General features: G+C 65.7%; 8 protein-coding genes and 1 tRNA gene. 6 read left to right on the plus strand and 3 right to left on the minus strand.

Annotation, left to right across the window (positions count from 1 at the left end):
• Positions 1–48 precede the first annotated feature (48 nt).
• Positions 49–666: a glycerol-3-phosphate 1-O-acyltransferase PlsY gene (gene plsY / locus ZRA01_RS05000; RefSeq protein WP_141349895.1), complete on the plus strand. Its 618-nt coding sequence runs from the start codon at positions 49–51 to the stop codon at positions 664–666.
• Positions 667–693: 27 nt separating this feature from the next.
• On the opposite strand, the gene tsaD is transcribed toward plsY, so the two are convergent.
• Positions 694–1,728: a tRNA (adenosine(37)-N6)-threonylcarbamoyltransferase complex transferase subunit TsaD gene (gene tsaD, locus ZRA01_RS05005; RefSeq protein WP_141349897.1), complete on the minus strand. Its 1,035-nt coding sequence runs from the start codon at positions 1,726–1,728 to the stop codon at positions 694–696.
• Positions 1,729–1,857: 129 nt separating this feature from the next.
• Here tsaD and rpsU point away from each other — a divergent pair, with 129 nt between their 5' ends.
• From rpsU to ZRA01_RS05030, 5 genes are all read left to right on the plus strand, one after another.
• Positions 1,858–2,070, plus strand: coding sequence for a 30S ribosomal protein S21 (rpsU, locus tag ZRA01_RS05010; RefSeq protein ID WP_079432811.1), 213 nt, complete (start codon positions 1,858–1,860; stop codon positions 2,068–2,070).
• A 140-nt stretch (positions 2,071–2,210) separates the two neighbouring features.
• Positions 2,211–2,657, plus strand: a complete 447-nt coding sequence (locus ZRA01_RS05015) for a GatB/YqeY domain-containing protein (protein ID WP_141349899.1) — start codon at positions 2,211–2,213, stop codon at positions 2,655–2,657.
• Positions 2,658–2,696: 39 nt separating this feature from the next.
• On the plus strand, positions 2,697–4,532 hold the full coding sequence (gene dnaG / locus ZRA01_RS05020; protein WP_141349901.1) for a DNA primase: 1,836 nt from the start codon (positions 2,697–2,699) through the stop codon (positions 4,530–4,532).
• A 76-nt stretch (positions 4,533–4,608) separates the two neighbouring features.
• The gene (gene rpoD, locus ZRA01_RS05025) at positions 4,609–6,567 is read left to right on the plus strand and encodes an RNA polymerase sigma factor RpoD (RefSeq protein WP_141349903.1); all 1,959 of its coding nucleotides are present in this window, start codon (positions 4,609–4,611) and stop codon (positions 6,565–6,567) included.
• Positions 6,568–6,602: 35 nt separating this feature from the next.
• A tRNA-Ile gene (locus tag ZRA01_RS05030) sits at positions 6,603–6,679 on the plus strand.
• Between the two features lie 378 nt (positions 6,680–7,057).
• Here the strand turns inward: ZRA01_RS05030 and ZRA01_RS05035 are convergent.
• Both ZRA01_RS05035 and ZRA01_RS05040 read right to left on the minus strand, forming a co-directional pair.
• Positions 7,058–9,814 carry a DUF2339 domain-containing protein gene (locus ZRA01_RS05035; protein WP_141349905.1) on the minus strand — a complete coding sequence of 919 codons (2,757 nt, stop codon included), beginning with the start codon at positions 9,812–9,814 and terminating at the stop codon, positions 7,058–7,060.
• Between the two features lie 213 nt (positions 9,815–10,027).
• A complete protein-coding gene (locus tag ZRA01_RS05040) occupies positions 10,028–12,265 on the minus strand; it encodes an NADP-dependent isocitrate dehydrogenase (protein WP_141349907.1) in 2,238 nt (745 codons plus the stop codon).
• Positions 12,266–12,415: the final 150 nt, after the last annotated feature.

The raw sequence follows: 12,415 nt of genomic DNA on the forward strand, positions 1-12,415 counted from the left end.
CGTCCCGGCTAAAATCGCGCTCATTCTAGCTCGCTCCTCCACGAAACAATGCAACTCGCTCTTCTTCTTGTCGCCGCCTACCTTCTTGGCTCCGTGCCTTTTGCGGTCGTGGTGAGCCGTCTTTTCGGCATGGCCGACCCGCGCAGCTACGGCTCGGGCAATCCAGGGGCCACCAACGTGCTCCGCAGCGGCAACAAGCTCGCCGCCGTCCTCACGCTGGTGGGCGACGCCTTCAAGGGCTGGCTGGCCGTATTTGCCGCAGCAAGCCTGGCTCCGGCCATGGAGATCAGCGCCATCGCCGCACCGGCCGCCGGCCTGGCCGCCTTCCTGGGGCACCTGTTTCCGATTTTCCTCGGCTTCAAGGGCGGCAAGGGCGTCGCCACCGCCGCCGGCGTGCTGATCGGCGCCAACGGCTGGCTCGGCCTCGCAACCCTGGGGGTGTGGCTGGGGGTCGCCTTCACGCTGCGCTACTCATCCCTGGCCGCCCTCTGCGCAGCCCTCGCGGCGCCAGCCGTCGCCTTCGTGCTCGGGCTCGACGCTTACTGGGTGCTCGCCTGCAGCGCCATGTCAGCCCTGCTGATCTGGCGCCACAAGGACAACATCAAGCGCCTCGTCGCGGGCCAGGAAAGCCGCATCGGCAGCAAGAAGAAAAGCCCCGGCGCCTGACGCGGGCCGGCGCGCGCCAGTTATTGATCACGCTGCGGCCTGCGGCGGCGTGATCTCCTGCAGGCTCCAGCGCGGCCGCACCGCAAAGCGGCCGTCCGAGGCCTCCACCTGCTCGCCGGCCATCAGGCGCATGGCCCCCGCAAAGGCAATCATCGCGCCGTTGTCGGTGCACAGTTCGAGCTCCGGGTAGAACACCCTCGCCTTGCGCTTCGCCGCCGCAGCGTCGAGGGCGGCACGCAGGGCCAGGTTGGCACCCACACCACCGGCGACCACCAGCTGGCGGAGACCACAGTGGCGGAGCGCCGCCATCGCCTTGGCGACCAGCACCTCCACCGCCGCTGCCTGAAACTCGGCGGCCAGATCAGCCCGGTCTTCCGGCGCAAAACCCGGCGCCGTCGCGGTGGTCAGCACCGCCGTTTTAAGGCCGCTGAAACTGAAATCGAAATCCTTGCTGTGCAGCATCGGGCGCGGCAGCTTGAAACGCCCGGGCGTTCCCTCGAGGGCCAGCTTTGCCAGCACGGGCCCACCCGGATACGGCAGGCCGATGAGTTTCGCGGTCTTGTCGAAGGCCTCGCCGGCGGCATCGTCCACGGTTTCGCCCAGGAGCGCGTAATCACCCACACCCGAGACCCGCATCAGTTGCGTATGGCCGCCCGAGACCAGCAGCGCTACGAAGGGAAACGCCGGCGGATCGGCCGACAGCAGCGGCGAGAGCAGGTGCCCTTCCAGGTGATGCACCGGCAGGGTCGGGATGCCGAGCGCCACGCCCAGCGCCTCGGCCACGCTGGACCCCACCAGCAGCGCACCGGCCAGCCCCGGCCCGGCGGTGTAGGCGATCGCGTCCACGTCACGCATCGAAAGCCCGGTCAGGGCCAGGGTTTCCCGCAGGAGCAACGGCAAGCGACGGACATGATCGCGGGACGCCAGCTCAGGCACCACGCCGCCGTAGGCCGCGTGGAGGTCGATCTGGGAGTGCAGCCGGTGGCCGAGCAGGCCCTTGTCGGTGTCGTAGACGGCAACACCCGTCTCGTCACAGGAGGTTTCGATACCCAGAACGCGCATGATCGGCCCGCACAAAAATCGGATTTTACCTGCCTATCGACAACAAAGCTAAAAAGGGGCTTGGTAGTCGCTGGGGACTTCGTTATACTCTTCGCCTTTCCGTCAAAAGAATTTTCGAGGAAGCACGCAATGCCGGGTATCCGCGTCAAAGAAAACGAGCCGTTTGAAGTTGCCATCCGTCGCTTCAAGCGCACCATCGAGAAAGTGGGCCTGCTGCCCGAACTCCGCTCCCGCGAGTTCTACGAGAAGCCGACCGCCGAACGCAAGCGCAAGCTGGCCGCCGCCGTCAAGCGCCATCACAAGCGCCTGCGCAGCCAGACCCTGCCGCCGAAGATGTACTAAGCAACACCCCGAGTACACGCTTCCCAACCGCCACGCGATACGCGCTTTTGCGCGAGCGCGTGGCGTTTGCGTTTTGGTTTGCGTCACACCACCACAGCGCCCGCCCATCTCGTAGCCCTTCGCCAGGAACCTCATCCACCATGTCCCTGAAAGTCCGCATCAACGAAGACATGAAGGCCGCCATGCGCGCCAAGGAAAGCGCCCGCCTGTCCGCCCTGCGCCTGCTGCTCGCAGCCGTCAAGCAGCGGGAGATCGATGAGCGCATCGAGCTGGACGACGCGGCCGTGCTCGCGGTGGTGGACAAGATGCTCAAGCAGCGCCGTGACTCCGTCGCCCAGTACGAAGCTGCCCAGCGCTTCGACCTGGCCAACGCCGAGCGCTTCGAGATCGACGTGCTGTCGGCCTACAAGCCCGCCGGCCTGAACGCCGACCAGATCGCCGCCGCCGTCGACGAAGCCATCAAGGCCACCGGCGCCAGCGCTGCCGCCGACATGGGCAAGCTGATGGCCGTGCTCAAACCCCAGCTGGCCGGCAAGGCCGACATGGCCGAGGTCTCCAAGCTGGTGAAATCGCGCCTGAGCAACTAGGATTCATGAGTACGGCGCCCTCCGCGCCGGCCGCCCTACATGATCCCGCAATCCTTCATCCAGGATCTGCTCGCTCGCGTTGACATCGTCGAAGTCGTCGAACGCTACCTGCCGCTCAAAAAGGGCGGCGCGAACTATTTCGCCTGCTGCCCCTTCCACGGCGAAAAATCCGCCTCCTTCTCGGTGAGCCCCACCAAGCAGTTCTACCACTGCTTCGGCTGCGGCGCCCACGGCAGCGCGATCAGCTTCCTGATGGAATACAGCGGGCTCGGCTTCATCGACGCGGTCAAGGAGCTCGCCGGCACGATCGGCATGGAAGTCCCCCAGGACGACTTCAAGCCCGACCTCAACCACGCCCGCAACCAGTCGCTGACCGAGCTCATGGCCCAGGCAGCGCGTTTCTACAAAGATCAACTGAAGCGCAGCCCGGTAGCCATCGACTACCTCAAGCAGCGCGGGCTCACCGGCGAGATCGCCGCCCGCTACGGACTGGGCTACGCTCCCGAAGGCTGGCAGGCGCTGCAGGCCGCCTTCGCCGACTACAAGGCCGCCGGCCTGCTCGAATGCGGCCTCGTCCTGGAGAACGAGGACGGCCGCCGCTACGACCGTTTCCGCGACCGCATCATGTTCCCGATCCAGGACCAGCGCGGCAACGTGATCGGCTTCGGCGGCCGCGTCCTCGGCAAGGGCGAACCCAAGTACCTCAACTCCCCCGAGACGCCGCTCTTCGAGAAAGGGCGCGAGCTCTACGGCCTCGTGCATGCCCGCCAGAGCGTCCGCGACCAGGAATGCGTGCTGGTGGTGGAGGGCTACATGGACGTGGTCGGCCTCGCCCAGTTCGGCGTCGCCAACGCCGTGGCAACCCTCGGCACCGCCGCCACGCCGCACCACATCCAGAAGCTGCTGCGTCTCACCGACAGGGTCGTATTCTGCTTCGACGGTGACGCCGCCGGCCGCCGCGCCGCCGGGCGGGCCCTCGAGGTCAGCCTCGAACACCTGGCCGACAACAAGACGCTGAGCTTCCTGTTCCTGCCCGAAGAGCACGACCCGGACAGCTTCGTCCGCGCCGAAGGGCCCGACGCCTTCCGCGCCGCAATGAACCGCGCGCTGCCGCTGGCCGAATTCCTGCTCGCCGAACTCAAAAAAGACGTGGATCTCGGCACCGCCGAAGGCTGCGCCAGGCTCATCCACGAGGCCAAGCCGCTGGTCACCCGCATCGCCGCCCCGCTGCTGCGCCTGCAGGTCATCAAGATGCTGGCCGAGGCCGCCGGCTTCACCCAGGCCGAGGTCGAGCAATCCTTCGGCCTCAAGGCCGCCGCGCCGCCGCGCCGCTTCGACGACAACCCACCCTTCGAAGGCGGCTTCAAGGGGCGGCGCGACTTCAACGGCCGCCAGGGCCGCAACGCCCTGCCCCGCCTGGCGCCGCGGCAGCGCCCACTGTCGGCCATCGAGACTCTGCTCAAGCTGGTCATCCAGCACCCGGTGTGGGCCGCCCGCCTACCCATCGACCTGCTCCCCGACGACAGCCCCGAAGGCCTGGCACTGCGTGCCATCGTCGACGCCCTGAGCGTCGGCGACCTGCCCACCCACGGCATCGGCGCCCTGCTCGAACACTACCGGGGCAGCCCCCACGCCGAAGCCATCGACCGCATGGCCGGCCAGCTCGCCGACAGCCCCTTCGACGAGGCCACGATTGAACCCTTGCTCAACGACACACTCAAGAAGCTGGAAGCGGATGCCGTCAGTCGCGAGATCGATGCATTGAACGCCCAGGAGCGGGAACGAGGACTGAACGCAACGGAAAGACGTCACCTCGCCGAATTATTTGTGCGCAAACAGAAACTTCAAGCCCGCACAAAAGCACAAGATTCGTAATATAATTTTCGGTTTCGCGAAATTCGCTCGCCGAGACCTACCAGACAACAGCTCGGACGACCAATCGAGGACAACCATGACCACGGAAAAGCCCAAAACACCGCGCAAAGCGCCTGCCAAGCCGCGAGCAGCGAAGGTCAAGGACAAACTTGCCCCGATGATCGCCGAGGCGCCCACCGCTGAAGAGGCAGAAGTCCGCCGCACGCGGCTCAAGACCCTCATCGCGCTGGGCAAGGAACGCGGCTACCTCACCTACGCCGAGATCAACGACCACCTGCCCGACGACCTCGTCGACGCCGAGCAGATCGAGTCCATCATCAGCACCTTCAACGACATGGGCATCCAGGTCTTCGACGTGGCCCCGGCCGCCGAAGACCTGCTGATGTCCGAAGTCGCGCCCACCGTCGTCGACGACGAGCAGGCCGAAGCCGAAGCCGAGCAGACCCTCTCGGCCGTCGACTCCGAGTTCGGCCGCACCACCGACCCGGTGCGCATGTACATGCGCGAAATGGGCACCGTCGAGCTCCTCACCCGCGAAGGCGAAATCGAGATCGCCAAGCGCATCGAGGAAGGCCTCAAGCACATGATCCAGGCGATCTCCGCCTGCCCCACGACGATCGCCGACATCCTCGAGGCCGCCGACAAGATCTCCAAGGACGAGATGCGCATCGACGAGCTGATCGACGGCCTGATCGATCCCAACGCCGTCGAGGACATCGAAGCCATGTCCGAGAGCGAAGACCTGGACGTGGACGAAAGCGAAGAGGAAGACGAAGAAGCCGACGGTGACGGCGGCGGCGCCCAGTCGGCCTCGCTGATCAAGATGAAGGCCGAAGCCCTCGAGCGCTTCGCCAACCTGCGCAGCCTCTACGAAAAGATGGCCACCGCCCTCCAGAAAAAGGGCTACCAGGACAAGGCCTATCTCAAGCTCCAGGAGCAAGTCTCCACCGAGCTGATGAACATCCGCTTCACCGCACGCACCACCGAACGCCTGTGCGACGCCGTGCGGCACATGGTCGACCAGGCCCGCAGCCACGAACGCAAGATCCTCAACCTCTGCGTCGACAAGGCCGGCATGGGCCGCCCGCACTTCATCAAGAGCTTCCCGGGCCGGGAAACCGACCTCGACTGGCTCAAGAACGAAATCGCCGCCGGCCCGGCCAACTCCGCCGTGCTGATGCGCATGCTGCCCGCCGTCCTCGAGGAGCAGCAGAAGCTGATCGACCTCGAGGCCCGCATCGGCATCCCGCTCAAGGAACTCAAGGACATCAACAAGCAGATGTCCACCGGCGAAGCCAAGGCCCGCCGCGCCAAGCGCGAAATGACCGAGGCCAACCTGCGCCTCGTGATCTCGATCGCCAAGAAGTACACCAACCGCGGCCTGCAGTTCCTCGACCTGATCCAGGAAGGCAACATCGGCCTGATGAAGGCCGTTGATAAGTTCGAATACCGTCGCGGCTACAAGTTCTCCACCTACGCCACGTGGTGGATCCGCCAGGCCATCACCCGTTCGATCGCCGACCAGGCCCGCACCATCCGTATTCCGGTGCACATGATCGAGACGATCAACAAGATGAACCGCATCTCGCGCCAGATCCTGCAGGAGACCGGCAACGAGCCCGACCCCGCGACCCTGGCCGAGAAGATGGAGATGCCCGAGGAGAAGATCCGCAAGATCCTCAAGATCTCCAAGGAGCCCATCTCGATGGAAACCCCCATCGGTGACGACGACGACTCCCACCTGGGCGACTTCATCGAAGACAACGCCACCCTGGCCCCGGCCGAGGCGGCGCTGTACTCCAGCCTGCGCGACGCCACCAAGGAGGTGCTGGATTCCCTCACCCCGCGCGAGGCCAAGGTCCTGCGCATGCGCTTCGGCATCGAGATGAACACCGACCACACGCTGGAAGAAGTCGGCAAGCAGTTCGACGTGACCCGCGAGCGCATCCGCCAGATCGAAGCCAAGGCCCTGCGCAAGCTGCGTCACCCCAGCCGCTCCGAGCGCCTGCGCAGCTTCCTCGACAACGAGGCGTGACACACCGGGCCGCCGCCGCGGCCCCACCGTTTTTCGGGCCCATAGCTCAGTTGGTTAGAGCAGGCGACTCATAATCGCTTGGTCGCGGGTTCAAGTCCTGCTGGGCCCACCAGCAACATCAAGCACTTAGGCCAGCCTCACGAGGGCTGGCCTTTTGCTTTTCAGCCCCGGGGAAGAACAGGGTGAGGAATCGAGAAAGTTGGCCGAAATTCGGCACCACCGCCATGTGTCGCAAGCCTTGAGGGCGAAGAGCCCCAACGAGCGGCCGAGGGCCATCATCAACGAGGTGCGAGCCATCAACAGAAGCGTCATGAGGCAGGCCGAGACGCTTGAGTGGGAAACATGGCTCCCATGCAACCATGGTCGGCCGGGCGTCGCCCTTACAAGGCGAATGTCGGCGGCGTGCCGACATGGCGCCGAGCGCCGCATGCATCGCAGCCATGGCGCAGAGCCACGGAAGCCTGCAACGCAAGACTGGCAGAAGCTCGCGTCACCCTCGCGCCTGCTCCGGCGGGGCCTCCGCCCGGGGTGGCAGCGGGGAAAAATAGCTTGCGGCCAACACCAACAGCGCGACGCCGATCAGGGTTAGCGTCCAGGTCACGGTGCCGCGTCCGCTGGCATCGAAGAGCAACAGCTTGCCCCCCACCACGGCCAGCAACGCAAAGCCGGCGAACCACTGCTCCCGCAGGTGGCGACGGGAAGCGTGGATCATTGTGGCGATCGCCGTAACCGTCCAGAAGAGTGTCAGCACCGCCTGGAAGAGGCTGGAAGCCATCAGTGCCGCAAGTTCGAAGGGCACGCTCCCGAAATGATGGGCAAGCCGTCCCGCCAGCGCCGACAGCCACAGGAAGGCGAGCGCCATGATGCCCATTCGTGATGCCCCGCGCCACGCAGGAGCAAGCTGCCGGGCAGTGAGCGACAGGGCCGCGAAGCCGATGCCCTGGACCAGGTCGAAGACGCTGAGCACCGGCAGATAGGGCACTCCGCTACCCCCCCCCGACAGGCTGAGGTTGCCCCACCCCAGCAACAGCGCCAGGCCGGGTACCAGCGGCGCGACACCCAGCGGCACGTAGCGGGCCGCCACCACCCGGAACGGCCACCAGCCGCGCGCCTGACCGATCAAGGCCCCGCCCAGCGCAGCGCCTGCGGCAAGCGTCCAGATCACCCACGACCACAGCTCGACACCCGGCGCGAGCCGCCCGACCCGCCAGTCGAGCTCGGCGGGGAGCAGCCAGACCAGCAGCCACCAGACGCTCAGATGCCGGAACATCACGAGGTCTTCGAGAAGAACCGCGACGGCCGGCTCTGCGGGCTGCTCGGCCCCCCGCTCGTGGGCCCGCAGCAGCAAGCCATGGACGACGATCGCAGCCGGCAGCGCGGCAGCCATCCAGCCGGCCAGCGGATGCCCACTCCGCACCACGCTGAGCATCACCGCCATCAGCAGGCCCGCCGGCAACAGCGCCGCTCCGGCTCGGAGCCCGCCCCAACGCCACCCACGGGCCAGCCCCTCCAGGATCAGCACCGTCAGCGTGACGAAGCCGAGCCCGATCGGCGCCTGCAGATCGGCCGGTGCAAAACGCTGGATCTCGTCCACAGCCCCGCCGAACCACCAAAGCAGCGCCCACGCCAGCGGCAGCCAGGCTGCGACAAAAGGCTGCGCCACACCGCGCAGCACACGGGCGGAGAACAGCCCGGCAACGGACAGCAGCAGCGCGCCGAAGACTGCATCGTTGGCCACCGGCAGGCGGCGCGCGAGGACGTCCCAGTCGAGCAATAGGGCCGCCCCGGCCAGGATCTGCACCCCCAGCCCTGCCGCCTGCACCAAGGGCCGCCCTTGACGCGCGCCGAGCCACAAGACGGCGGAGCCCTCGAGCGCCCACAGGGCAGAGGTCAGCAGCGCCCCGAAGGCCAGCGGCACGGCGATCGTCAGCAACACCCCCGCAATGCCCAGGCAGGCCTGCTCAAGGAGCGCATTCGCGGGCGCCCGCCTGCGCAGCAGCAGGCCACCGAGCATGAAATACCACAGTGAGCCGACCAAGGCGCTCCAGGCGAGGCCATACTCCAGATCGCCTACCAGGGCCACCTGCAGGCCAACCCCTGCCAACGGCACGCCAAACAGCAGGATGCCCTCATGCCAGGCCGCCAGCCCGGGCACCTGCAGAAGCGCAGTCGCGACGGGCATCGCCGAGTAGGCTGCCAGGAAGAGCACCACAAACGCCTGGGTGACGAGATAGTGACTGAGCCGATAGTGGTCCACACCCCAGGCCATGCCGATCAGCAAAGTCAGCACGAAGCCCGCGATATTGAGCGAACGCCACGCCTTGAACCAGTTCACCCCCAGTACGAAGACATTGAGCAGCGTGAAATAAGAGAACAAGGGCAGCGGCGTGTCGCTGCGCCCTCCCGCCAGAACCGGCGCCAGGAAGGCGCCGGAGATGCCGAGCACCGCCAGCGCAGGCCCGTCCTGGCGAGCCGCCAGCAGGACGCAGGCCACGCCGAGCACGGCGAACAACACGAAGGCAGGCCCCTCGCTCAGCATGCCGTAGCGGGCGAGCATGAAATAGCCGGTCAGGTAGAGCACCGCAAAGCCGCCCCCTTGCAGCGCCAGGCCGAAGCCGCGGTGGGCCGCTTCACGGGCCTTGCGAAAGCCGAAGGCGATCAGCACCACACCAACCACGGCCACCAGCGCGAGCCGCAGCCAGACCGGAAAAAGGCCGTGCTCGATGGCCAGCTTCAAGCCCGATGCGACCCCGAAGAACAGCAGCACGACGCCGATCTTGGCGAGCGGATTGCCGGCAGACAGACGAGACAGCCACCCGGGTACCTCGATCGCCCGCCCCCGGTCCTCATCCTCCTGCCGCACGGGCTGGGGCTGGGGCTGGGGCGCTGGCGGCGATATCGCGACGGCGTCAAAAGCTGGCTCGAGCGGCGCGGCAAGCGCCGGAACGGGCTCCGACTCAGGCGCGCTCGCGGCGGGAATCGGCTCGGGCTCGGCTGCAGCGCCGACATCCTCGTTCGCAGCGGGCGCTCCACCGCCCCGCAAACGTTCGACTTCGTGACGCAGCCGCCGGACGTCCTCTTCGAGCACCGCGACCCGGCTTTCGAGCTCATCCTGCGGCGTCGGCACCAACCTCGTTTTCAGGAAATGGGCGGCGAAACCGCCGGCCAGCGCCCCGACGAGCAAACCCGAATCACCGAGGACCAGACCTCCAAAAACGAGCCCGAGCAAGGCACCGAAAAACCACATTGAAATTCTCCCCCGCCGATCGGAGCAAACCCCAAAGCATGACGATAGGCTCAACCCGGGAGATGGGCAACCGTGTTGCAGCAGCGGCGAGCGCGATTACGGCACGTTGCGGGGCTGCCGAGGGACGAAAAAAACCCGCCTCGCGGGCGGGTTGAGCTTTGTGGGCCGGGCCGACGGATTCGCCGGCCCGGCGCAGCAAGGCTTAAACGCAGCTCAGACGCGGGCGGCCTTCAGCGCGGCGTTGAGCGTCGGGCTCGGACGCATCACGGCCTTGCACTTCTCGGAGTCGGCCTTGTAGTAGCCACCGATATCCACCGGCTTGCCCTGCACCGTCTTCAGCTCGGCCACGATCTGGGCTTCGCTGTCGGTCAGCGCCTTGGCGAGCTTGGCGAAGTGGGCGGCCAGTTCCAGGTCTTCGGTCTGGTTGGCCAGCTCCTGGGCCCAGAACATCGCGAGGTAGAACTGGGAGCCACGGTTGTCGAGCTCACCGGTGCGCGGCGACGGCGACTTGTTGTTGTCGAGCAGCTTGCCAGTGGCGGCGTCGAGGGTCTTGGCGAGGAGCTTGGCACGCGGGTTGCCGTCCTTGATGCCGAGGTCTTCGAGGGACACGGCCAGCGCCAGGAACTCGCCGAGGGAATCCCAGCGCAGGTGGTTTTCTTCGGTGAGCTGCTGGACGTGCTTCGGCGCAGAGCCGCCAGCGCCGGTCTCGTACATACCGCCGCCGTTCATCAGCGGGACGATGGACAGCATCTTGGCCGAGGTGCCCAGCTCCATGATCGGGAACAGGTCGGTCAGGTAGTCACGCAGGATGTTGCCGGTCACCGAGATGGTGTCGAGGCCACGGATGACGCGCTCGAGGGTGTAACGCATCGCGCGGACCTGGGACATGATGTGGATGTCGAGGCCGGTGGTGTCGTGCTCCTTGAGGTACTGGGTGACCTTCTTGATGAGCTCGTTCTCGTGCGGGCGGTACGGGTCGAGCCAGAAGACGGCCGGGGTGTTGGAGTTGCGGGCACGGGTGACGGCCAGCTTGACCCAGTCGCGGATCGGGGCGTCCTTGACCTGGCACATGCGCCAGATGTCGCCGGCTTCGACGTTCTGGGTGAGCAGTACCTCACCGGTGTCGACGTCGACGATGTTGGCGATGCCGTCCTCGAGGATCTCGAAGGTCTTGTCGTGGGAGCCGTATTCTTCGGCCTTCTGGGCCATCAGGCCGACGTTCGGCACGGAGCCCATGGTCTTCGGGTCGAAGTTGCCGTTGGTCTTGCAGAAGTTGATCATCTCCTGGTAGATGCGGGCAAAGGTGGACTCCGGCATCACGCACTTGCTGTCGTACTGCTTGCCGTCGGCACCCCACATCTTGCCGCCCTGGCGGATCATCGCCGGCATGGAGGCATCGACGATCACGTCGTTGGGCGAGTGGAAGTTGGTGATGCCCTTGGCGGAGTCGACCATCGCCAGCTTGGGGCGGTGCTCCTGGCAGGCGTGCAGGTCGCGGATGATCTCGTCGCGCTTGGATTCGGGCAGGCTCTTGATCTTCTCGTAGAGATCGACCATGCCGTTGTTGACGTTGATGCCGAGTTCGTTGAACAGGTCGCCGTGCTTCTCGAAGGCTTCCTTGTAGAAGATCTTGACGCAGTGGCCGAAGACGATGGGGTGGGACACCTTCATCATCGTCGCCTTGACGTGCAGCGAGAACAGGATGCCGGACTCGCGGCAGTCCTCGAGCTCCTTCTCGTAGAAGTCGCACAGCGCCTTCTTGCTCATGAACATCGAGTCGATGATCTCGCCTTCGAGCAGCGCGACCTTAGGCTTCAGCACGGTGATCTTGCCGCCGTTGGCGATCAGCTCCATGCGCACGGTGCGGGCCTTGTCGAGGGTCATCGACTTTTCGCCGTGGTAGAAGTCGCCGCTGTGCATGTGGGAGACGTGGGTACGCGACCACTGCTTCCATTCACCCATGGAGTGCGGGTTCTTACGGGCGTAGTTCTTGACCGCGAGGGGCGCGCGGCGGTCGGAGTTGCCTTCGCGCAGCACCGGGTTGACCGCGGAGCCCAGGCACTTGCCGTAGCGGCTGGCGATGGACTTCTCCTCGTCGGTCTTCGGGTCTTCCGGGTAGTTCGGGATGGCGTAGCCCTTGGCCTGCAGTTCCTTGACGCAGGCTTTCAGCTGGCTGACGGAGGCGCTGATGTTCGGCAGCTTGATGATGTTGGCGTCCGGCTCGAGGGTCTTGGCGCCCAGTTCGGCCAGGGTGTTCGGCACTTTCTGCTCATCGCTCAGGTACTCGGAGAACTCGGCGAGAACGCGGGCCGAAACGGAGATGTCCGCCTTTTCGATCTCGATCCCGGCCGGGCCGGTGAAGGTCCGGATGATGGGAAGAAATGCGCATGTAGCCAGGAGCGGCGCCTCATCCGTGAGCGTATAAATGATCTTCGATTTCCCTGCAGCCATTTAACTTCCCTCTATTTTCATTATCCAAGGACCAAAGCAGCGGTGATCCGTTGTCTCCGCGTAGATGGGCTCGCATCGGGTACGCGCCCAACCATAGAAAATATCATGGATTTAACTACCCTGCAGCGAAACCGCGGCGGGCGCGAACCC

The sequence above is a fragment of the Zoogloea ramigera genome, from assembly GCF_006539865.1.
GTDB lineage: Bacteria > Pseudomonadota > Gammaproteobacteria > Burkholderiales > Rhodocyclaceae > Zoogloea > Zoogloea ramigera.